Annotated in this window: 20 protein-coding genes and 1 tRNA gene; 13 read left to right on the forward strand and 8 right to left on the reverse strand. The window is 69.1% G+C overall.

All coding sequences use genetic code 11. The annotated features are described in order from the left end of the window. Positions 1-14: 14 nt before the first annotated feature. The 7 genes from purS to OG430_RS26145 all read left to right on the forward strand — a co-directional run bounded on the left by purS (position 15) and on the right by OG430_RS26145 (position 6,365). A complete protein-coding gene (purS, locus tag OG430_RS26115) occupies positions 15-278 on the forward strand; it encodes a phosphoribosylformylglycinamidine synthase subunit PurS (protein WP_327355030.1) in 264 nt (87 codons plus the stop codon). Continuing rightward, the gene (gene purQ, locus OG430_RS26120; RefSeq protein WP_327355031.1) at positions 275-955 is read left to right on the forward strand and encodes a phosphoribosylformylglycinamidine synthase subunit PurQ; all 681 of its coding nucleotides are present in this window, start codon (positions 275-277) and stop codon (positions 953-955) included. Before purS ends, purQ begins: the two co-directional genes overlap by 4 nt. Beyond that, positions 955-3,204, forward strand: coding sequence for a phosphoribosylformylglycinamidine synthase subunit PurL (purL, locus tag OG430_RS26125; protein WP_327355032.1), 2,250 nt, complete (start codon positions 955-957; stop codon positions 3,202-3,204). The genes purQ and purL overlap by 1 nt, the downstream gene beginning before the upstream one ends. A gap of 100 nt (positions 3,205-3,304) precedes the next feature. Then, positions 3,305-3,805 (forward strand): ArsR/SmtB family transcription factor, encoded by a 501-nt coding sequence (locus OG430_RS26130; protein WP_327355033.1) that lies wholly within the window; start codon positions 3,305-3,307, stop codon positions 3,803-3,805. A gap of 24 nt (positions 3,806-3,829) precedes the next feature. Then, positions 3,830-4,663, forward strand: a complete 834-nt coding sequence (locus OG430_RS26135; RefSeq protein WP_327355034.1) for a M23 family metallopeptidase — start codon at positions 3,830-3,832, stop codon at positions 4,661-4,663. 10 nt (positions 4,664-4,673) lie between these two features. Then, complete coding sequence (locus tag OG430_RS26140; protein WP_327355035.1) at positions 4,674-5,468, forward strand: maleylpyruvate isomerase family mycothiol-dependent enzyme; 795 nt, start codon at positions 4,674-4,676, stop codon at positions 5,466-5,468. A 72-nt stretch (positions 5,469-5,540) separates the two neighbouring features. Beyond that, positions 5,541-6,365 carry an META domain-containing protein gene (locus tag OG430_RS26145; protein WP_327355036.1) on the forward strand — a complete coding sequence of 275 codons (825 nt, stop codon included), beginning with the start codon at positions 5,541-5,543 and terminating at the stop codon, positions 6,363-6,365. On the opposite strand, the gene OG430_RS26150 is transcribed toward OG430_RS26145, so the two are convergent. From OG430_RS26150 to OG430_RS26160, 3 genes are all read right to left on the reverse strand, one after another. After that, positions 6,334-7,710: an LPXTG cell wall anchor domain-containing protein gene (locus tag OG430_RS26150; RefSeq protein ID WP_327355037.1), complete on the reverse strand. Its 1,377-nt coding sequence runs from the start codon at positions 7,708-7,710 to the stop codon at positions 6,334-6,336. The genes OG430_RS26145 and OG430_RS26150 overlap by 32 nt on opposite strands. 166 nt (positions 7,711-7,876) lie before the next feature. Further along, positions 7,877-9,307, reverse strand: a complete 1,431-nt coding sequence (locus tag OG430_RS26155) for a sulfatase family protein (RefSeq protein WP_327355038.1) — start codon at positions 9,305-9,307, stop codon at positions 7,877-7,879. Positions 9,308-9,382: 75 nt separating this feature from the next. After that, a complete protein-coding gene (locus tag OG430_RS26160; RefSeq protein ID WP_327355039.1) occupies positions 9,383-9,481 on the reverse strand; it encodes a putative leader peptide in 99 nt (32 codons plus the stop codon). Between the two features lie 152 nt (positions 9,482-9,633). On the opposite strand from OG430_RS26160, the gene OG430_RS26165 reads away from it, so the two are divergent. From OG430_RS26165 to purM, 3 genes are all read left to right on the forward strand, one after another. Then, positions 9,634-10,449, forward strand: a complete 816-nt coding sequence (locus OG430_RS26165; protein WP_327355040.1) for a hypothetical protein — start codon at positions 9,634-9,636, stop codon at positions 10,447-10,449. 235 nt (positions 10,450-10,684) lie between these two features. Next, on the forward strand, positions 10,685-12,199 hold the full coding sequence (purF, locus tag OG430_RS26170; RefSeq protein ID WP_327355041.1) for an amidophosphoribosyltransferase: 1,515 nt from the start codon (positions 10,685-10,687) through the stop codon (positions 12,197-12,199). A gap of 45 nt (positions 12,200-12,244) precedes the next feature. Further along, positions 12,245-13,321 carry a phosphoribosylformylglycinamidine cyclo-ligase gene (gene purM, locus OG430_RS26175; RefSeq protein ID WP_327355042.1) on the forward strand — a complete coding sequence of 359 codons (1,077 nt, stop codon included), beginning with the start codon at positions 12,245-12,247 and terminating at the stop codon, positions 13,319-13,321. 153 nt (positions 13,322-13,474) lie between these two features. Here the strand turns inward: purM and OG430_RS26180 are convergent, their stop codons facing one another. Further along, a complete protein-coding gene (locus OG430_RS26180) occupies positions 13,475-13,729 on the reverse strand; it encodes a DUF3073 domain-containing protein (RefSeq protein WP_327355043.1) in 255 nt (84 codons plus the stop codon). 291 nt (positions 13,730-14,020) lie between these two features. After that, positions 14,021-15,130 (reverse strand): Leu/Phe/Val dehydrogenase, encoded by a 1,110-nt coding sequence (locus OG430_RS26185; RefSeq protein WP_442816553.1) that lies wholly within the window; start codon positions 15,128-15,130, stop codon positions 14,021-14,023. A 173-nt stretch (positions 15,131-15,303) separates the two neighbouring features. Here OG430_RS26185 and OG430_RS26190 point away from each other — a divergent pair, with 173 nt between their 5' ends. Continuing rightward, positions 15,304-16,158, forward strand: a complete 855-nt coding sequence (locus OG430_RS26190; RefSeq protein WP_327355045.1) for a hypothetical protein — start codon at positions 15,304-15,306, stop codon at positions 16,156-16,158. A 518-nt stretch (positions 16,159-16,676) separates the two neighbouring features. Then, positions 16,677-16,883, forward strand: a complete 207-nt coding sequence (bldC, locus tag OG430_RS26195) for a developmental transcriptional regulator BldC (protein ID WP_003949541.1) — start codon at positions 16,677-16,679, stop codon at positions 16,881-16,883. A gap of 503 nt (positions 16,884-17,386) precedes the next feature. Here the strand turns inward: bldC and OG430_RS26200 are convergent. The 3 genes from OG430_RS26200 to hrpA form a co-directional block, all read right to left on the reverse strand. Beyond that, on the reverse strand, positions 17,387-17,578 hold the full coding sequence (locus tag OG430_RS26200; protein WP_327355046.1) for a DUF6274 family protein: 192 nt from the start codon (positions 17,576-17,578) through the stop codon (positions 17,387-17,389). Positions 17,579-17,698: 120 nt separating this feature from the next. Further along, a tRNA-Asp gene (locus OG430_RS26205) sits at positions 17,699-17,773 on the reverse strand. A gap of 97 nt (positions 17,774-17,870) precedes the next feature. Beyond that, entirely contained in the window at positions 17,871-21,800 is a 3,930-nt protein-coding gene (hrpA, locus tag OG430_RS26210; protein WP_327355047.1) for an ATP-dependent RNA helicase HrpA, read from the reverse strand. Between the two features lie 83 nt (positions 21,801-21,883). On the opposite strand from hrpA, the gene OG430_RS26215 reads away from it, so the two are divergent. After that, positions 21,884-22,279, forward strand: a complete 396-nt coding sequence (locus OG430_RS26215) for a hypothetical protein (protein ID WP_327355048.1) — start codon at positions 21,884-21,886, stop codon at positions 22,277-22,279. Positions 22,280-22,337 lie beyond the last annotated feature (58 nt).

Genomic DNA, 22,337 nt, shown 5'->3' on the forward strand with positions numbered 1-22,337 from the left:
CACCGGGAGTGCCCGTGGCACGCGTCGTAGTCGACGTCATGCTCAAGCCCGAGATCCTCGACCCGCAGGGACAGGCGGTGCAGCGTGCACTTCCGCGTCTCGGGTTCGAGGGCATCGCGGACGTCCGCCAGGGAAAGCGTTTCGAGCTCGAGGTGGAGGGCCCGGTCGACGAGGCCGCCCTCGCCCGCATCCATGAGATGGCCGAGACCTTCCTCGCCAACACCGTCATCGAAGACTTCGTAGTGAAGGTCGAAGAGACGGCCGGAGGGTCCAAGTGACCGCACGCATCGGCGTCGTCACCTTCCCCGGCACGCTCGACGACCAGGACGCGCTGCGCGCCGCCCGCCTCGCGGGTGCCGAGCCGGTGCCGCTGTGGCACCGCGACAAGGACCTCAAGCAGGTCGACGCGGTCGTCCTCGCGGGCGGTTTCTCGTACGGCGACTATCTGCGGGCCGGGTCCATCTCCCGGTTCTCGCCGGTGATGGAGACGCTCATCGAGCAGGCGAAGGCGGGCATGCCCGTCCTCGGCATCTGCAACGGCTTCCAGATCCTCACCGAGGCCCATCTGCTGCCGGGCGCGATGCTGCGCAACAACCACCTGCACTTCATCTGCCGCGACCAGAAGCTCAAGGTCGAGAACGCGCAGACGGCGTGGACCGTCGACTACGAGCAGGGCCAGGAGATCCAGGTCCCGCTGAAGAACCAGGACGGCCGGTACGTCGCCGACGAGCACACGCTCGACGAGCTGGAGGCCGAGGGCCGCGTCGCCTTCCGGTACCTCGACATGAACCCGAACGGCTCGCTGCGCGACATCGCCGGCATCACCAACGCCGCGGGCAACGTCGTCGGCCTCATGCCCCACCCCGAGCACGCCGTCGAGCCGCTGGTCGGCACCGGACGTACGGACGGACTCGGATTCTTCACCTCGATCCTCAAGAAGCTGGTCAACGCCTGATGAGCCTCGACACCGTCAAGCACGCCACCGAGACCCCGGACGTCAAGCAGCCCTGGGCCGAACTCGGCCTGAAGGAAGACGAGTACGCCCGGATCCGCGAGATCCTCGGCCGCCGGCCCACCGGCGCCGAGCTCGCCATGTACTCGGTCATGTGGTCCGAGCACTGCTCGTACAAGAGCAGCAAGGTGCATCTCAAGCAGTTCGGTGAGAAGGCGCCCGAGAACGACGCGATGCTGGTCGGCATCGGTGAGAACGCGGGCGTCGTGGACGTCGGCCAGGGGTACGCGGTCACCTTCAAGGTCGAGTCGCACAACCACCCCTCCTACGTCGAGCCCTACCAGGGCGCGGCCACCGGCGTCGGCGGCATCGTGCGCGACATCATCGCGATGGGCGCACGTCCGGTCGCGGTCGTCGACCCGCTGCGGATGGGCGACGCGAACCACCCCGACACCAAGCGCGTGCTCCCCGGAGTCGTCGCGGGCATCGGCGGCTACGGCAACTGCCTGGGCCTGCCGAACATCGGCGGCGAGCTCGTCTTCGACGCCTGCTACCAGGGCAACCCGCTGGTCAACGCCGGTGCCATCGGCGTCATGCGGCACGAGGACATCCACCTCGCGAAGGCGTCCGGGCCCGGCAACAAGGTCATCCTGTACGGCGCCCGCACGGGCGGCGACGGCATCGGTGGCGCCTCCATCCTGGCGAGCGAGACCTTCGACGACGCCAAGCCGTCGAAGCGCCCGGCCGTCCAGGTCGGCGACCCCTTCCAGGAGAAGCTCCTCATCGAGTGCACCCTGGAGGCCTTCGCGGCCAAGCTCGTCGTCGGCATCCAGGACCTGGGCGCCGCCGGACTCTCCTGCGCCACCAGCGAGTTGGCGTCCAACGGCTCGGGCGGCATGCGCGTCGAGCTGGACGACGTACCGCTGCGCGACTCCACGCTCACTCCCGAGGAAATCCTCATGAGCGAGTCGCAGGAACGCATGTGCGCGGTCGTCGAGCCGGGCAAGGTCGACGCGTTCCTCGCGATCTGCGAGAAGTGGGACGTCATCGCCACCGTCGTCGGTGAGGTGACCGACGGGGACCGGCTCGAGATCTTCTGGCACGGCGAGCAGATCGTCGACCTCGACCCGCGCACCGTCGCCCACGACGGCCCGGTCTACGAGCGCCCGTACGCCCGCCCCTCCTGGCAGGACGCCCTGCAGGCGGACGACGCCAACAAGTTGGCGCGGCCCGCGACTTCGGAGGAACTGCGTGAGCAGGTCCTGGCGCTCGTCGCCTCGCCGAACCAGGCCTCCAAGGCATGGGTCACCGACCAGTACGACCGCTTCGTGCAGGGCAACACGATCCTCGCCCAGCCCGAGGACTCCGGCATGGTCCGCATCGACGAGGAGTCCGGCCTCGGGGTCGCCCTCGCCAACGACGGCAACGGCCGGTACTCGAAGCTCGACCCGTACGCGGGCGCCCAGTTGGCCCTCGCCGAGGCGTACCGCAATGTCGCCGCGACGGGTGCCAAGCCCCTCGCGGTCTCGGACTGCCTGAACTTCGGTTCGCCCGAAGACCCGGACGTCATGTGGCAGTTCGCCGAGACCACCCGTGGCCTCGCCGACGCCTGCCAGCTCATGGGCACCCCGGTCACCGGCGGCAACGTATCGCTCTACAACCAGACCGGTGAGGCCGCGATCCACCCGACGCCGGTCGTCTCGGTGCTCGGCGTGATCGACGACGTCGCCCGCCGCACCCCGATGGCCTTCGCCGAGGAGGGGCAGCTGCTCTACCTCCTGGGCGAGACCAGCGAGGAGTTCGGCGGTTCGGCCTGGTCGCAGGTCGTGCACGACCACCTCGGCGGGCTGCCGCCGAAGGTCGACCTGGAGCGCGAGAAGCTGCTCGCCGAGATCCTGATCTCCGCCTCCCGCGACGGCATGATCGACGCGGCGCACGACCTGTCGGACGGCGGGCTCGTCCAGGCGGTCGTCGAGTCGTGCCTGCGCGGTGGCAAGGGTGCGCGGCTCGTCGTCCCGGACGGCCTGGACGCGTTCACCTTCCTCTTCTCGGAGTCGGCGGGCCGCGCGGTCGTCGCCGTACCGAGGAGCGAGGAGCTGCGCTTCACCGACATGTGCGGGGCGCGCGGCCTTCCGGTCACGCGGATCGGCGTCATCGACGGCGAAGAGGTCGAGGTGCAGGGCGAGTTCGGCATCCCGCTGAGCGAGCTGCGTACCGCGCACGAGGAGACGGTGCCGGGTCTGTTCGCCTGACCCGCTTGCCGTATCCGTAGTACGGAAGCCCCCGCCCGGCAGGCGGGGGCTTTTCCGTTGCCCTCTTGCACGGAATTACGTAACTACGTAATCTGGCGGCATGGATTTGGAGCAGCGGGTCGCCGAACTCGAGCGCCGCATGGCCGAGTTGGAGGGCGTCGAGCGCCCCGCGCCGGCGGTGGCCGAGGGTGACTTCTGGGCGCTCGAAGGGCTGAAGGCCCAGCTCGCGGGGTTGCAGGCGGCCGATGGCGGTGTCCTGTACACGGGTGCCGTACGACTCCCGACCGGGGAGCGGTACGAGTGGCAGACCGGCGCGCTGGCCGACGACCTGTTCGACCGCGACTGGTCGGAGACGGCCGACTCCTTCGCCGCGCTCGGTCATCCCGTACGCCTCCGTCTGCTGCGCGAGATCCTCGGCGGGCGCCGCACGGCCGCCTCACTGGCCGAGCTGGAGGAGACCGGCACGACCGGCCAGATCTACCACCACCTGCGCCAACTGACCGGCGCGGGCTGGCTGCACACCACGGGGCGTGGACGGTACGAGGTGCCGGCGGGGCGTGTGGTCCCGCTGCTTGTGATGCTGTCCGCCGCCCAGCCGTAGACCATCGATCACGGGGGAGCGACCATGTCCGTACGTCCACGCAAGTTCGCCGCACGGCTCCAGTACCTGCTGGTGCTGTACGTCATCGGCCAGGTGATCGCCGGGTCCTTCGTGGACCTGCCGTACCCGTACTGGGTGGGCTGGCTCCCGATCGTCGCAGTGATGGTGATCGCCCTCGCGCGGAGCAGGTCCCGCAGCAGGGAGATGGCGGCCGATCGCCCGAGCCCCGTGGAGATCGCCCCACCCGTCACCGGCCGCTGGTCCGCCGTGAACAGCCCGGCCGACAAGGTGCCGAGCCACGGTACGCACGGCCTCGGGCAGACCTACGCCATCGACATCGTGGCCGAGCCCACGGACAAGTCGCGGCCCGCCTTCGCCCGGCTCTGGCCCATCGCCCTGGGCAACCACGCCTTCCCCGCCTTCGGGGCGCCGCTGCTCGCCGTCGCCGATGCCACCGTCGTACACGCGGAGGACAGCCAGCGTGACCACCTCAGCCGCAACTCCCTTGCCGGATACGTCTACTTGATGCTGATCGAGGCCATCGGCCGAACCCTGGGCGGAGCCCGCCGTGTCGTCGGCAACCACATCGTGCTCGACCTCGGTGAGGGGACGTACGCCGTGTACGCACACGTCCAGCGCGGCTCCCTCGCCGTACGGGCGGGCGACAAGGTGGCCGCGGGCCAGGAGCTCGCCCGCTGCGGCAACTCCGGCAACTCCACCGAGCCGCACGTCCACTTCCAGCTGATGGACGGCCCGGACCTGAACAGCGCACGCGGTGTCCCCTTCAGCTGGCGCGGTGTGGGAGTCCCGCGCAACGGAGAGCAGTTCACGGTGCCGGTCGCGAGCGAGCTGGCCTAGGCTCACGGACATGCCCCCGGCCAAGAAGCGACTGCGTACCTACGACTCCGCCAAGACCCGCGCCGCCGTGCTCGCCCAGTTCGGGAACGTACGAGAAGCGGTCGAGCGGCTCACCCCCGAGCAGCTCGCCCTGCCCACCCGGCTCGGCGACTGGACCGTGCGGGAGCTCGCGGCACATCTGGCGATGGTGCTCGGCACCGTGCAGCGCTATCTCGGCCTGCCCGAGCCGACGAAGCACGAAGTCCCGCTCCTGGACTGGCCGTTCGCGACGCGGAGCGCGGCCGCACAGGTCGACGAGGACGTGAAGGAGCTGGCGGAGGAGGGCGAGCCCGCCGAGCAGTTCGCGCGGGTGGCCGCCGGGATCGCGGAGCTGCTGCCCGGCGCCCCGGACGCCCGCCTGGTGCCGAGCCGGTTCGGGGGCATGACCCTCGGGGACTTCCTGGTCACCCGTACCGTCGAACTCATCGTCCACACCGACGACTTGAACGCCGCGGTGCCGGGCCTGGACGTCCCGTACGACCGACAGGCCCTGGCCGCCTGCACCCGGCTGCTCGCCGACGCGCTCGCGGTGAAGGCGCCGGGGGCGTCGACGGAGGTACGGATTCCGCCGTACGCCGTCGTGCAGTGCATCGAGGGCCCCCGGCACACCCGCGGTACGCCGCCGAACGTCGTGGAGACCGACCCGCTGACGTGGATCCGGCTAGCGACGGGACGTACGGACTGGACGGCGGCGCTGAACGAGGCGCAGGTCAGCGCCAGCGGCGAGCGGGCGGACCTGGCGGAGCTGCTGCCGCTGATGGGCTAGCGACCGGCCCTGAAGCAAGAGCGGAACCAAAACCCCCACCTCGCCCGTCACAGCGACATGCACACGCAGCGAATGACTCTGACAGCCGGCGTAGCCGCCCTGGCCCTGGGGCTGCTCAGCGCCTGTGGAACCGAGAAGTCCGGCTCCGGCTCGGGCGAGGACGGCGGCTCCGCCGTCGCGCCCAAGTCACCCGTGACCGGGGTGCACTGGACCGTCGACAGCTACACCATGGGCGGAAAGAAGACCGAGGTCCCCGGCACCGGCGCCCACGTCTCGATCGACGACAAGGGCCGGGCCAGCGGAAACCTCGGCTGCAACTCCTTCGGCGGCCAGGCCGTCATCAAGGGCGACACGGTCAAGGTCGACAAGATCGCCATGACCGAGATGGGCTGCAACGAGAAGATCACCAAGCTCGAGTCGGCCCTGATGCGCGCCTTCGAGGGCGACCTCAAGGCCAAGGTCAGCGGCAAGGACGCCAAGCAGCTGACCCTGACCACCGCCAAGGGGGACTCCATCGACCTCTCCGCCGAGCCGCCCGCCGAGCTCACCGGCACCAAGTGGACCGTGAACGCCCTGCTCAAGGGCGAGGTCGCCACCTCCCTCGCGAAGGGCACCAAGCCGGTGCACCTCACCTTCGGCAAGGACGGCACCGTGAGCGGCAACCTCGGCTGCAACAACGTGACGACCTCGGCCAAGATCGGCAAGGACGGCAAGATCACGCTCGGCCCCGCGGGCACCACGCGCATGATGTGCGCGAAGGGTGCCATGGAGACCGAGCGCGAACTGCTGAAGCTGTTCGACGGCACGGTGACCTACGAGCTGAAGCACCGCAGCCTGACGCTCACCAACGCCGATGGCGTGGGGCTCAGCGCGAATGCCGGCCCGCAGGAGAAGTAGCAGAAACGGTTGCCCGGCGGCGTCGGTTGCGCAGCATGAAGACCGCGCCCATCGCGAGCAGTGAGGCACCGCCGACGGCTACCGGGAGCTGAGTGGTCGAGTCCGAACCGGTCTCGGCCAGCTCGGTGCCGTCGGCCGCCTGCTCACCGGCGGGCTCCTCGCCGCCGGTCTGCGGCTTCGCACCCTCGTCCTCGGCGCCGGCCGCCGCCTCGCCCGAAGGTTGTGCCGACGCCGACGGCTCGGGGTCGGCGGCCGCCTCGGCCGGAGCCGGTACGCCGTCCAGGCTCACCGCGACCGTGGCCGCGCCGTCGGCCGACTTCACGACCTTGACCTCGACCTTGCCCGCCTTGTCGGTCAGCGTGGTCCCGGCCGCCAGCGCGTCGGCGTCCGCCGCGCCCTTGTCCGACCAGTGATCGGCGTCCGCGTCCAGGTCGACAAGGGCGGACTCGGCGTAGTCGCCCTTCGGCACCCGATAGGCGTGCACGCCCTCGATCCGCTTGTCCAGCGTCCCCGACGCGCCTCGCAGCTCCACGACCAACCGGTCCTCGCCCACTGGAATGTCCAGCGCCCGCACCCCGCTGCCCGACCCGTAGAGCGGCCGCAGGGTGTACGTCCCCGACTTGGCGACCCGCACGGCCTCCTTGCCGGACAGCCACTTGCTGTGGATCAGCTCGGGCGAGGTGAGCCCGGCCTCCCAACCCCCGCCGCCCATCGGGGTCTTGTGGCTGGTCTCGTCGTTGTCCTTGCACCCGGCGAGGTCGGTGCCGGAGCAGCGCAACCGCATGTGGTGGCTGTAGCCGAAGTTGTGCCCGAACTCGTGCACCAGCGCCGTCATCGAGATGTCCTTGCCGTCGATGGGCATCCAGGTGGTGCCCCCGCCGACCGAACCGAGCGCCAGATAGTCGCAGTTGGTCTTCTGGTTGGGGAAGACGATCGAGACGTGCTCGTAGTCGTCCTCGCCGATCCCCTTCTCCTCCAACGCCTTGTACGTCAGATCGGAGATCTTGCCGCTGTCGCAGCCCGCGCCCGCCATCGGCAGGTCGATCGGCCCGACGATCCCGCCGTCACCGTTCGTCCCCGGCTCGAAGGTCGTGGCCCCGCGCGTGACCTCGTTGTAGTACGAGGTCAGGGACTTGCTCTTGCCGAAGTAGGCGCCCTTGAGCAGGCTCTTCGTGCCCGCCGCGTCCGGGAAGGAGCTGTCGGTGAAGTTCACCATGACGACCTGCACGCGGCGCTCGGCGGGGCTCTCGTCGGCCGCGTACGCCGTCGACTGGGCGGTGGCGGCCAGCACGACGGACGTGCAGGCGGCCGCCGATATCAGCAGGGCCCGCTGGGGGTGACGCATGGTGGGGGGATCCTTCCGGACGACGAACAACTGACGATCAACTCAGGGGTGCCTTCGGCACGTTAGCGATCAGTCGCCCGGACGGAACCCCCCGCACCGGTTGCTTAGGCCCGCCTTAAGGCCGGGCTAAGAAAGAGCTCCCCGGAGCCCCGCAGAGCCCCGCAGCTCACGCCGGATAGGGCAGCAGACCCTTGTCCGTACGCTCCCACGCCTCGCGCAGCTCCTTCAGGAGCTCCGGCTCGAAGGCCGCCCGGTCCGCCTGTTCGCGCTGGTCCTCGGCCAGGTTGAACAGCTGGTCCTTGCCGGACTTGCCCCGGTAGTACTTCCAGTCGCCGCGCCTCAGCGCCCGCTCCCCGCGCACCCGCCAGAACAGGTCGCGCCCGGCCTCGATCTCCTCGCCGCGCAGCAGGTGGCCCGCGAGGCTGGTGCCGTCCAGCGGGTACGCCGCGTTCGGGCGGGCCCCCGCCAGCTCCAGCAGGGTCGCCGTCCAGTCCGGCGTGAACACCGGGAGGTCGCTGACCTGCCCGCCGTCGATCCGGGCGGGCCACCGCAGCAGCGTCGGCACCCGGATGCCGCCCTCCTGCAGCGAGGCCTTGTTGCCGCTCAGCGGCCAGTTGTACGAGAAGCGCTCGCCGCCGTTGTCACTGGCGAAGAACACCAGGGTGTCCCGCTCCTGCCCCGACTTCCGCAGCGCGGCGAGTACTTGGCCCACCGAACGGTCGAGGTCCTCGACCATCTCCTTGTACTTCTCCACGGATCCGCCGTCCGCGTGCCACAGCGCCCGCCCGTCCCCGGCCTTGATCCGCCGCACGATCTCGGCGCTCGCCTCCTCGTCGCCGTCGGCGATCCAGGGCCAGTGCGGAGTGGTGAAGTTGAGATTGAGCAGCCAGGGCTTCTCGTGCTCCCGCCCGACGTACTCACTGGCCCGCTCGGTCAGGATCCGCGTGTAGTACCGCAGGTCCTTGTACTCGGCGTCTCCCTCTCGTACGTCCCCCTCGTAGAGGTCGTACTCACCGCCGAGCCCCAGCTTCGAGTAGTACTCCAGGGCCCCGCCGAAGTTCCCGAAGAACTCGTCCCAGCCGGACTTGGTGGGGGAGTAGTCCGGCAGATAGCCGCAGTGCCACTTCCCGATGAGCGCGGTCGCGTACCCGGCGTCCCGCAGCAGCGAGGCGAGGGTGGGGTGGGTCGGCTCGAGACCGGCCGACTTGTCCGCGATCGGCTCCGCGAGCCCGCCCTTCGTACGTCCGGGGAAACGCCCCGTGTAGAGGCTGAAGCGGGTCGGCGAGCAGGTCGCCGACCCCGAGTACGCATCGGTGAACCGCACGCCCTGCCGCCCGAGACGGTCCAGGTTCGGCGTCTTGATGTGCGGCGACCCGTAGGAGGACAGGTCGGCCCACCCCAGGTCGTCGCCGAGGATGAACAGGATGTTGGGCCGCCGCGCGTGCCTGCCGGCGACGGCTTGGAAGGGGCGCTCGGCGGGGGCGGCTTCGGCGGCTTCGGCGGATCCGGCGGAGATCCCGACAGCGGCAGCGGCCGCCCCGGCTCCGACCGCGGTACCGAAGGCACGCCGGGACAGCTTGGGGTCATGCGAGGTCACAGGGCACTCCTGAGCACGGCATGCCCGTACGCGGCCATGCCGAAGAAGAAGGAAGGTGAAGAGGAGAAACGAGGCTCAGAAAGCGCAGCGACAGATCGCGCTCGCGACACGGACCAGGTCGACGTGGCGGCGCTCCACAAGGGTGACCGTCATCGGGTCACTGAGGGGCTGCATGATCCCGGAGCCTGGCGGAGGCTCCGCGTACCTGTCAACGAGGGGTCCATCCACCGGGACGTACTCCATATGGAACCGCCCAGATCGCGACATCACTCAGCGTCCACTTGCCTTGACGGTGCGTACTCGCATCCCACAAGGAAGAGACCCTCATGCAGTCGAAGCGCATAGCCACCGTCCTGACCGCCGCGGCCCTCGCCACCGCGCTCGCCGCCCCCGCGACGGCCTGGGCGGACCCGACCCCGGCCCCGGTCGAGTCCGGCACCGCGAGCCAGGAGCCCACCCCGCCCACCCCCGGCGGCAAGGAAGTCAAGGCCGACGGTGGCTTCGTCAAGCTCACCCTCGCGGCCAACCTCCTCGACGGCCTCAAGGCCAAGGGCGTCGTCCTCACCCAGCTGACCGCCGACTGCAAGGTCCCCAAGGACGAGACCGGCAAGCCCTACCTCCCGCCCGTCACCGCGCTCAGCCTCGGTGTGCAGGCCGGCGAGATCGCCGCGGTGGACGCCAAGATCGCAGGCAATGTCGCCTTCGCCGACACCTGCATCGGCATGGTCAACGCCAAGGGCGAGAAGGGCGTCGTCCTCAGCAACCTCGCGGCCGACCTCTCCACCGGCACGATCACGGCGAAGCTGCAGAACGAGAAGGGCGTGACGGACGTCAAGCTCGGCACCTTCGAGCGGCCCGCCCTGGACGCCAAGACCGTCGACGTCGCGGCCAACGCGGTCGCCCTCGACGCGGCCGTCAACCTCGACGCCGCCCTCGCGGCGCAGGTCAACGCCGACCTCGGCGTGAACGTCCTGGTCGGCGGCGGCCCGCTGCTCGCCATCGACTCCGAGATCTCGCTGGACAACGCGGTGAACCTCGCGGTCGACCTGGGCCTGGACCTCAACCTCAACGCCAACGCCAACGTCAACCTGGTCACGACGCTCGGCGGAGTCCTCGGCGGCCTGCTCGGCGGCGGCAAGTAGCGCGCATCCACACCGAACGCCCCCCGAACGACCCCGGCACCCCAGAACGCCCGGTGCCGGGGTCGTGAGGTTTCATGGAGGTGGTGTGCGTGATGTGCGCCACGGGACATTCGAGGCACTCCCATGTGGGGGGCCGTGTGGGGGCCTGATCCCCGGCGAATCCTTGGTGGATCCTGCGAACATCTGACCGATCGTCGGTTCGGTGCATCCTCCGACTACGGATACGCTGTCTTTTGTGCGCGGTGACGGACGACTCAACCACGACCTGCTCCCCGGCGAGAAGGGCCCCCAGGACGCTTGCGGCGTCTTCGGTGTCTGGGCCCCCGGCGAAGAGGTTGCCAAGCTCACCTATTTCGGACTGTATGCCCTGCAGCACCGCGGACAGGAATCCGCGGGCATCGCAGTGAGCAACGGGTCGCAGATCCTGGTCTTCAAGGACATGGGTCTCGTCTCGCAGGTCTTCGATGAAACCTCCCTCGGCTCCCTCCAGGGCCACATCGCGGTGGGCCATGCCCGCTACTCCACCACCGGTGCCTCGGTGTGGGAGAACGCGCAGCCGACCTTCCGCGCCACGGCGCACGGCTCGATCGCGCTCGGCCACAACGGCAACCTCGTGAACACCGCCCAGCTCGCGGAGATGGTCGCCGCGCTCCCCAAGGAGAAGGGCCGGGCCACCCAGGTAGCCGCCACCAACGACACCGACCTGGTCACCGCGCTCCTCGCGGGCCAGACGGACGACGACGGCAAGCCGCTGACCATAGAGGAAGCGGCCGCCAAGATCCTGCCGGACGTCAAGGGCGCCTTCTCCCTCGTCTTCATGGACGAGCAGACGCTGTACGCGGCCCGTGACCCCCAGGGCATCCGCCCCCTCGTCCTCGGTCGCCTCGACCGCGGCTGGGTGGTCGCCTCCGAGTCCGCGGCCCTCGACATCTGCGGTGCCGCCTACGTCCGCGAGGTCGAGCCGGGCGAGCTCATCGCGATCGACGAGAACGGCCTGCGCACCTCCCGCTTCGCCGAAGCAAAGCCCAAGGGCTGTGTCTTCGAGTACGTCTATCTGGCCCGCCCGGACACCGACATCGCGGGCCGGAACGTGTACCTCTCGCGCGTCGAGATGGGCCGGAAACTCGCCAAGGAATTCCCGGTCGAGGCCGACCTGGTGATAGCTACTCCGGAGTCCGGCACCCCCGCCGCGATCGGTTACGCGGAAGCCAGCGGCATCCCGTACGGCTCGGGACTGGTCAAGAACGCGTACGTCGGTCGTACGTTCATCCAGCCCTCGCAGACCATCCGTCAGCTGGGCATCCGCCTCAAGCTGAACCCGCTCAAGGAAGTCATCAAGGGCCAGCGCCTGGTCGTGGTCGACGACTCGATCGTCCGCGGCAACACCCAGCGCGCCCTGGTCAAGATGCTCCGCGAGGCGGGCGCGGCGGAGGTCCACATCCGGATCTCCTCGCCGCCCGTGAAGTGGCCCTGCTTCTTCGGCATCGACTTCGCGACCCGCGCCGAGCTCATCGCCAACGGCATGACGGTCGACGAGATCGCCGCGTCCCTGGGTGCCGACTCCCTCTCCTACATCTCCATCGACGGCATGATCGAGGCGACCACCATCGCCAAGCCGAACCTCTGCCGTGCCTGCTTCGACGGCGAGTACCCGATGGACCTGCCGGACCCCGAGCTCCTCGGCAAGCAGCTCCTGGAGACCGAGCTCGCGGGCGGCCCGGCGGCCGCGGACGCGCTCCGGCGCCCGTAAGCCCCCGCAGTAACCCCCGTAGTAACGACACGAAAGTCCCCAGCCATGTCTGCTGAGTCCACCGGTGCCAGCTACGCCGCCGCGGGCGTCGACATCGAAGCGGGCGACCGCGCCGTCGAGTTGATGAAGGAGTGGGTGAAGAAGACCCAGCGCCCCGAGACCACCGGCCTCGGCGGCCTGGGCGGCTTCGCCGGCCTCTTCGACGCCTCCGCCCTCAAGCGCTACGACCGCCCGCTGCTCGCCTCCGCCACGGACGGCGTCGGTACGAAGGTCGACCTCGCCCGGCAGCTCGGCGTGTACGACACCATCGGCCACGACCTGGTCGCCATGGTCATGGACGACATCGTGGTGTGCGGCGCCGAGCCGCTCTTCATGACCGACTACATCTGCGTCGGCAAGGTGCACCCCGAGCGCGTCGCCGCCATCGTGAAGGGCATCGCCGAGGGCTGCGTCCTGGCCGGCACCGCCCTCGTCGGCGGCGAGACGGCCGAGCACCCGGGCCTGCTGGGCCCGGACGACTTCGACGTGGCGGGCGCCGGCACCGGCGTGGTCGAGGCCGATGAGGTCCTCGGCGCGGAACGTATCCGCAAGGGTGACGCGGTGATCGCCATGGCGTCCTCGGGTCTTCACTCCAACGGGTACTCGCTCGTCCGTCACGTCGTCTTCGACCGCGCGAAGATGAGCCTGGACCAGCAGGTCGAGGAATTCGGCCGGACCCTCGGCGAGGAGCTCCTGGAGCCCACCAAGATCTACTCCCTGGACTGCCTGGCGCTCACCCGCACCACCGAGGTGCACGCCTTCAGCCACATCACCGGCGGCGGCCTCGCCAACAACCTGGGCCGCGTCATCCCCGACGCCCTGCACGCCACGGTCGACCGCTCGACCTGGACGCCGGGCGCGGTGTTCGACCTGGTGGGCAAGGCCGGCCGGGTGGAGCGCCTGGAGCTCGAGAAGACGCTGAACATGGGCGTCGGCATGATGGCGATCGTCCCCGAGGAGTCCGTGGACGTGGCCCTGACAGCCCTGGAGGACCGGGGCGTGGAGGCGTGGGTCGCGGGCGAGATCGTCGAGCGTGGCGACCACACGACGGGCGCGGCCCTGACCGGCGACTACGCGAACTGATCACGCGACAGAGCCCCCTGGGTCCCCTCGTAGGGGCCCAGGGGGCTCTTCGTTGTTCTGTGCATGGTTGTTCTGTGCAGCACAAAACCCGGTCCGGCGCGACTGGGTCGCGTTGCCCGGACCGGGCAGGGTGCGCAAGCTATACGGACAGCGTCAAGCCCCGCGGCGCTGCGACGAAGGGCCGGACTCGTCGGAGTCCTCGTCTTCGTCCTCGTTGTAGAGATCCGCGTACTGGGAGTACGGGTCGTCTTCCTCGTCGTCGTCTTCGAACGGCTCGCCATTCGGCGGCTGCTGCGAAGTCGAAGCGCCCAGCTCATTGGCCAGACGCGACAGGTCAGTCCCGCCGCTGCTGTACTTCAGCTGGCGGGCGACCTTGGTCTGCTTGGCCTTTGCCCGGCCGCGCCCCATGGCTCGACCCCCTTGGATATGGGGCTCGGCGGCCCCAGAGTCTTGACACGCGTTCATGATTCAGAACGGGCTCTCCTTGGAGAGACCGGTCCGTAGGGCTTCAACGGTACCTGCTTCGGCGGCCATACGGTACGCCGCCCACAGGACGCGCCTGGGTCCAACACCTGCGAGAAGCCCCGTCCTCGCTGGTCAACACCGATTTTAACCTCTTCTTTGCGGGCGACCCGCCGACGAGCGTGAGGCTTGTCTCTCCTCGCGCCTCCGCCGAGCGCCGACGGGCCGCCCCGGGCGTCACGCGCGGCGGGCCGCGGCCGCCTCAGCCATGCGGTGCTCGGCGATCCGGTCGGCCGCAGCGGCCGGCGGAATGCCGTCCATCTTCGCGCGAGCGAATATGGCCAGCGTGGTGTCGTAGATCTTCGAAGCCTTCGCCTTGCAGCGGTCGAAGTCGAAGCCGTGCAGCTCGTCGGCGACCTGGATCACGCCGCCGGCGTTCACCACGTAGTCCGGGGCATAGAGGATCCCGCGGTCGGCGAGGTCCTTCTCGACGCCGGGGTGGGCGAGCTGGTTGTTGGCCGCGCCGCACACCACCCTCGCCGTGAGCACCGGGACGGACTCGTCGTTGAGGGCGCCGCCGAGTGCGCAGGGGGCGTAGATGTCGAGGCCCTCGACGCGGATCAGCGCCTCGGTGTCGACGACGGAGGTGACCTTGCCGGGGTGCCGGTCGAGGATCCGCTGGACGGATTCCGCGCGCACGTCGGTGATGACGACCTCGGCGCCCTCCTCCACCAGGTGCTCGACCAGGTGGTGGCCGACCTTGCCGACGCCGGCGATGCCGACCTTGCGGCCGCGCAGCGTCGGGTCGCCCCACAGGTGCTGGGCGCTGGCGCGCATGCCCTGGTAGACGCCGTACGCGGTGAGCACGGAGGAGTCGCCGGCGCCGCCGTTCTCGGGGGAGCGGCCGGTGGCCCACTGGCACTCGCGGGCGACGACGTCCATGTCGGCGACGTACGTGCCGACGTCGCACGCGGTGACGTACCGGCCGCCGAGCGAGGCCACGAACCGGCCGTAGGCCAGCAGCAGTTCCTCGCTCTTCAGGATGTCCGGGTCGCCGATGATCACGGCCTTGCCGCCGCCGTGGTCGAGGCCGGCCATGGCGTTCTTGTACGACATCCCGCGGGCGAGGTTGAGCGCGTCGGCGACGGCCTCTTCCTCGCTCGCGTACGGGTAGAAGCGCGTGCCGCCGAGGGCCGGGCCCAGGGCGGTGCTGTGGATGGCGATGACGGCCTTGAGGCCACTGGCTCTGTCCTGGCAGAGCACGACTTGCTCGTGCCCCCCTTGGTCCGACCGGAACAGGGTGTGCAGGACGCTCTCAGTCACTTCGGTCACTGTGGTGACTCCCATGTGTGTAGCGCGGTTTGAAGCAGCCCTCGTGCGGGTGGCGACGGCTGTGGGCAAGAGCGTATGACCTCGATGCCCTGTCCATCCGACAAGTGCTCCGGATCACTCTCTCGCGAAGGGCGGTCATGGGACGATTCGCAGGGTTTTCCCGTCGCTGTGCAGGGGAGGGAGCAGGCGTGCCCAAGGTGTCGTCCGTGTGTGTCCCGTACGCGTCGTATCTGCGCGTGTACGAGCCGCTGGCCGCCTTCCCCGAGCCCGAGCGCACCCACTGGGCGCGCTATGCGGAGCGCGCCCAGCACCCTTCGTACCAAGATGAACTACAGCGTTCCTTGAGGGACTTGCTGCCCACGCCGCCCATTCCGGTTCCGGTGCACGAGAGCGCGGACGCGTTCGTCGCGACGATCGACGGGGTGCTGTGCGTGTGCCCCTGGCGGACCCGGCTGCGCGGCTGGCAGGCGCTCGGCGATCTGGCGGAGCAGTTCCCGCTGCCGGTCCTGGACGCGGTGCTGCCCCCGGTGGTGCGCCGGCAGGCGGCCGCGGACTACGACGACTGGCGGGAGCGGAATCCGGACGCCCGGCCCTGGATCCGTACGTCGACGTGGCAGGTCCCGCTGAACTGGTTCGTGCTCGTCTCGGACGAGGAGCGGGAGTACGAGCCCAAGACGGCCGGCGACGAGGGGTGCCCGGCGCCGCTCCTGCGCTACCGGACGCCGATGGTGCAGGCCAGGCGGCGGGTGGCGCGCGCACTGAAGGCGCTCAAGGACGCGATCGACGAGGGTCCGCTGATCGACGGCCTGGTGGATGTGGGGCGATGGCTCGAGGAGTTCCATCCCCGCTCGCTGGTCGAGCTCGACTACGGCGGCCTGGTGCACGCCCTGAGCGCGGATGATCTTGACGAGGACCACTCGGCGGCGGATGTCGCCGAGGGCATCGAGGCGCTGCGCGACGGGGACGGCGAAGCGGCCGGCGAGGCGTATGCGCGACTTATGGAACGGTGGCGTGCGGTCCGCGACCGGCAGTTCGCCAGCTAGGCAAATCGGGACATCTTGCCCATTTCCCGGCCTTTGGTGTGTGACGGGTGGGGCTATGGTCGGTGAACCGCCAGGACGTAGGTCCCGATCCGGGCTTTCGGGTCAAGCGTGACGGACCGCACTTACATCGCCCTTGCCTTCTTCGCCTTCCCTCGTGCCAAAATAGGACAAGGAGTCCGGGGAGGACTCCTTCCGTCCAGCTTTGGGCGGAGTGCTTGGCATTGCACTCTTATTGGGGGGCCTGATGACTCCTGATCACCATGTGACTGATCGTCACAGTGGCGTGACTGTCCGCTATGGGCGGGTCCATCGGCTTCCGTCGTTGATGGACACCTGAGAGGGCAATTCCATCGGTTTGGCCGACGCGGCTGGACAGATGGTGTAGTTGTAGTGCCGAGGACAAGCCGTTCGTCCTATAACCGACTCGACTCGCGTCCGCCATTTCGGGCAACGCGGGTCAAGGTGCAGAATTTAGAGGAATGAACCGAGAAGGTTCGGTTCTCCCGAGGAGGCCGCTCATGACCGCTCGCACCCCTGATGCCGAGCCGCTGCTGACCCCCGCTGAGGTCGCCACGATGTTCCGCGTCGACCCCAAGACGGTCACGCGCTGGGCGAAGGCCGGCAAGCTCACGTCCATCCGCACGCTGGGTGGACACCGTCGATACCGCGAGGCTGAGGTCCGCGCACTGCTTGCGGGCATTCCGCAGCAGCGCAGCGAGGCCTGATTCAAGCCTGGCACCTGCATAAACCGGGCTTTTCCGGGTCCCCCAACTCGGTGATGCCCACCTGAAGCTCCATGGACGGGGGCCTGCCCCAACAGGCTCCGCACCCGCACCACTGGGTACGTCTCAAAGATCGCGCTGGACTCCGCCGGGTCCAGCGCGATCTTTTTTGTGCGCCGACTGACCTGGTGGTTGGTGTCCTGTGGGTCTCTGAGGGGGTCTGTGGGATGTCCGCCGGAGCTGTTCGGAGGTGTCCGGTCGAGGTGCCGGACGGAGGTCTCCGGAGTCCGTCGGACCCCCTCAGAAGGTGGTGCAATTGCACATATTAAATTGGCCCCTTGTAGGACGGGTGTAAGTGTGGGGGTTTCCCAAACTCGTTCGGTGACACCCGTCACATGTCGTGACGCTTGTGGCATATGACGTTGCTGCGCTAGTGGGGCTGGAGGAACGTATCGCTCGCCAACTTCAGCTTCCCACTCGTGAGATGAGCCGCCAGGCGCCTTTGGTCACGCGTCGGCAGGACTTTCGTCCTCCGCTGCCTCCTGGTCGCTCTGGGCGGCCGTCGAGGGCTCCATGGCGAGGCGGAGCAGCTGATGGCAGATGGGGCAGTGCCGGGTCAGGTGGCGGTACTCGGTGGCTGCGGCGAGATGGGCGCGAAGCAGTGCCCGCGTCTCGTGCCGTCGTGCGGAATCGGGCACGCGCCACCACCTCCTCGACCACCCGCCGGTTCTCCCCTAGTTGTGTGAGTACCGGCGGTACGTGCCGCAGTCAAGACGCACAGAAGGCCCCATCCGAACGGATGGGGCCTTCTGTCGATGCGGTCCTGACGGGATTTGAACCCGCGGCCTCCACCTTGACAGGGTGGCGAGCACTCCAAACTGCTCCACAGGACCAGGCTTTGCGGCGCTTCGTTTGTCGCGTTGCGCTGCGAGAACAGACTGTACAGCAGCGCGGGCCCGCGGGTCGAACTCACTTAATGCGACGTGATCGCTACGGCGCGAGGGCGTCGATCGCCTTCACGATGCGCTTGTCCGAGACGGGGTGCGCCGTGCCCAGGGCGTGCGCGAAGTAGCTGACCCGGAGCTCCTCGATCATCCAGCGGATGTCCAGGGCCGCCTGCGGGACCGGCCGGCCCTGCGGCAGTTGCTCCAGGAGCCAGGCGTACTCGTCCTGCATCTCGTGCACCTTCTCCATGCGCGAGGTGTCCCGCTGCACGGACGTCGGCATCTGCTGGAGCCTGCGGTCGGCTGCCACCAGGTACCGCATCAGGTCGGGCAGGCGACGCAGCCCCGTCTCCGTCACGAAGCCCGGCTTGACGAGGGCGTCGAGCTGGCTGCGTACGTCCGTCAGATTGGGGAGCAGCGCCGGGCTCTTCGTCGACTTCAGACGGCGTTCGGCGGACTGCCAGGCGGCCAGGACCTGCTGGGTCTGGCCGACCGTGCGGACCGTGGTGTCGACGAGGTCCGCCCGTACCTTCTCGTACAGCTTGCGGTACGACTCCTCGTCCCAGGCCGGCCCGCCGTGATCCGCGATCAGCTTGTCCGTGGCCGCCGTCGCGCAGTCGTCGACGAGAGCCTGGATGGAGCCGTGCGGATTGGCCGACAGGGTCAGCTTCGCCGCGTTGGACAGCTTGTCCGAGGCGAACTTGGCCGGGTTGACCGGGATGTTGAGGAGGATCAGGCGGCGGGTGCCGCGCCACATGGCCTGCTGCTGTTCGGCCTCGGTGTCGAAGAGGCGTACGGAGACGGATGTGCCGTCGTCCACCAGGGCCGGGTACGCCTTCACGGGCTGGCCCGCGCGACGCGTCTCGAAGACGCGCTTGAGGGTGCCGAGGGTCCAGTCGGTCAGGCCCTTGCGCTCGATCGCCTCGCCGCCCGAGCGCTCGGCGGTGGCCGCGGCGGCCTTGGAGATGGCCTGGCGGGCCTTCGGGCGCAGCTGGAGCCGCAGGGACTCCAGGTCCTTGGCCTCGGCGAGCTTCTTGCGCCGCTCGTCGACGATCCGGAACGTGATCTTCAAGTGGTCCGGTACGCGGGTCAGGTCGAAGTCGTCCGCCGAGACCGGGACGCCGACCATGCCCTTCAGCTCACGGGCGAGGGTCAGCGGCAGCGGCTCCTGCAGGGGCACGGCCCGGTCCAGGAAGGCCTTCGCGTAGTTCGGCGCCGGGACGTAATGGCGGCGGATCGGCTTCGGCAGGGAGCGGATCAGCTCCGTCACCACCTGCTCGCGCAGGCCCGGGATCTGCCAGTCGAAGCCCTCGTCGGTGACCTGGTTCAGGACCTGGAGGGGGATGTGGACCGTGACGCCGTCGGCGTCCGCGCCCGGCTCGAACTGGTACGTCACCCGGAACTTCAGCTCGCCCTGCCGCCAGGAGTCCGGGTAGTCCGCCTTGGTGACGGCCTCGGCGGACTCACGGATCAGCATCGAGCGCTCGAAGTCGAGGAGTTCGGGCTCCTCGCGCTTCTTCTGCTTCCACCAGGAGTCGAAGTGTGCTCCGGAGACGACATGCTCGGGCACGCGCTCGTCGTAGAAGTCGAAGAGCGTCTCGTCGTCGACGAGGATGTTGCGGCGCCGCGCCCGGTGCTCCAACTCCTCGACCTCGGTGAGGAGTTTGCGGTTGTCGGCGAAGAACTTGTGGTGCGTGCGCCAGTCGCCCTCGACCAGGGCGTTCCTGATGAACAGGTCGCGGGACGCCTCCGCGTCGATGCGGCCGTAGTTCACCTTGCGGTCGGTGACGATCGGGACGCCGTACAGCGTCACCTTCTCGTACGCCATCACCGCGGCCTGGTCCTTCTCCCAGTGCGGCTCGCTGTACGTGCGCTTGATCAGGTGCGCGGCGAGGGGCTCGACCCACTCCGGCTCGATCTTCGCGTTGACGCGGGCCCAGAGGCGCGAGGTCTCCACCAGCTCGGCGGACATGATGAAGCGCGGGGGCTTCTTGAAGAGCGCCGAGCCGGGGAAGATCGCGAACTTCGCGGACCGTGCGCCCAGGTAGTCGTTCTTCGCGCCGTCCTTCACGTCCTTCATGCCGATGTGGCTGAGCAGGCCGGCGAGGAGGGAGACGTGGACCTGCTGGTCCCCGGCATCGTCCTCGTTCAGGTGAATGCCCATCTGCTTGGCCACGGTGCGCAGTTGGGTGTAGATGTCCTGCCACTCGCGGATGCGCAGGAAGTTCAGGTACTCCTGCTTGCACATCCGGCGGAACGAGCTGGAGCCGCGTTCGCGCTGCTGCTCGCGGACGTACCGCCAGAGGTTCAGATACGCGAGGAAGTCGGACGTCTCGTCCTTGAAGCGGGCGTGCTGCTGGTCGGCCTGCGTCTGCTTCTCGGCGGGGCGCTCGCGCGGGTCCTGGATGGAGAGCGCGGCCGCGATCACCATGACCTCGCGTACGCAGCCGTTCTTGTCGGCCTCCACCACCATGCGGGCCAGGCGCGGGTCGACGGGAAGCTGGGCGAGCTTGCGGCCCATGTCCGTCAGGCGCTTGCGTACGTCCTTTTGAGTGGGGTCCAACGCGCCCAGTTCCTGGAGCAGTTGGACGCCGTCACGGATGTTGCGGTGGTCCGGCGGGTCGATGAACGGGAACTTCTCGATCTCGCCGAGGCCGGCCGCCGTCATCTGGAGGATGACGCTCGCCAGGTTCGTACGGAGGATCTCCGCGTCCGTGAACTCCGGGCGGGCGACGAAGTCGTCCTCGGAGTACAGGCGGATGCAGATGCCGTCGGACGTACGGCCGCAGCGGCCCTTGCGCTGGTTCGCGCTCGCCTGCGAGATCGCCTCGATGGGCAGGCGCTGGACCTTGGTGCGGTGGCTGTAGCGGGAGATGCGGGCGGTGCCCGGGTCGATGACGTACTTGATTCCGGGGACGGTGAGGGAGGTCTCGGCGACGTTCGTTGCCAGAACGATCCTGCGCCCGGTGTGCGCCTGGAACACGCGGTGCTGCTCGGCGTGCGACAGGCGTGCGTAGAGGGGGAGTACTTCCGTGAACCTGTACTTCTTCTTCTCCAGCGCGTCCGCGGTGTCGCGGATCTCGCGCTCGCCGGAGAGGAAGACCAGGATGTCGCCCTTGCCCTCGCCCTGCAGCTCCTCCACGGCATCGCAGATCGCGGTGATCTGGTCGCGGTCGGAGTCTTCGCTGTCCTCTTCGAGGAGGGGCCGGTAGCGGACCTCCACCGGGAACGTACGGCCGGAGACCTCGACGATCGGCGCGTCCCCGAAGTGCCTGCTGAAACGCTCCGGGTCGATGGTCGCCGAGGTGATGACGACCTTCAAGTCCGGGCGTTTGGGGAGGAGTTGGGCCAGGTAGCCGAGCAGGAAGTCGATGTTCAGGGACCGCTCGTGGGCCTCGTCGATGATGATCGTGTCGTACGCGCGCAGCTCGCGGTCCGTCTGGATCTCGGCGAGCAGGATGCCGTCCGTCATCAGCTTCAGGAACGTATTGCCGCCGACCTGATCCGTGAAACGGACCTTCCAGCCGACCGCCTCGCCGAGCGGACTGTTCATCTCGTCGGCCACGCGCTCCGCGACCGTACGCGCGGCGATCCGCCTCGGCTGCGTATGGCCGATCATGCCGCGGACGCCACGGCCCAGCTCCATGCAGATCTTGGGGATCTGCGTCGTCTTGCCGGAGCCGGTCTCGCCCGCGACGATCACGACCTGGTGGTCGCGGATCGCGTCGGCGATCTCGTCCTTCTTCTGGCTGACGGGGAGCTGCTCGGGATACGTGATCGCGGGCAGCGCGGCGCGCCGCTCCTGTATCCGGGCAGCGGACTTCCCGGCCTCGGCGGCGATCTCGTCCAGGACGGCCTGCCGGGCCTCGGGCTTGCGGATGCGCCGGGATCCCTCCAGGCGACGGCCGAGGCGGTGCGCGTCACGGAGCGAGGACTCTTCGAGGAGCTTGCTGAGGTCGGCGTAGGAAGTAGACATACGGCCCCCAGGATCTCACCCGCGATCGAGCGCTGGCGAACGCATTTCTGTCCCGTGTGTGACCAGTGGTGCAGTATTGACCCATGTCCGCACCTCCCCTCCGCCGCCCCTTCGGGGTGCCCGCGCTGCTGAGCCTGCTGCTCGCGGTGCTTGCGGTGGGGCTGTTCTGCGGGCCCGCGACCGCGTCCTCGGCGGCTGCCGACGTACGCGTCGCGTCGGCCGGACCCACCCTTGAGGTGAAGGCCGGCGGGGTCGGCTGCGGCAAGGACAAGCAGGACGAGCGCGGCAGTCAGCCCGCCGCCCCCTCGCGCGGCGGGTCCGTGCAGGAGGCGCTCGGCGCGCTCGCGGCCGCGCACGCCTGCGGCTCCGGATCCGGCGACTTCTCGGCCGAGGCCGCCTTCGCCGCCGTGGACCCCGACCGTGGACCTCCGCCGGGCGATCCGCCCAGCCCCGTCGCCCTCTCCGTGCTGCGCGTGTAGGCCGGGCCCTTCCTCCGGGCCCCCTACGACCGAACGCTCAGCACAGGAGAGACCTGCC

This window comes from Streptomyces sp. NBC_01304, assembly GCF_035975855.1.
GTDB lineage: Bacteria > Actinomycetota > Actinomycetes > Streptomycetales > Streptomycetaceae > Streptomyces.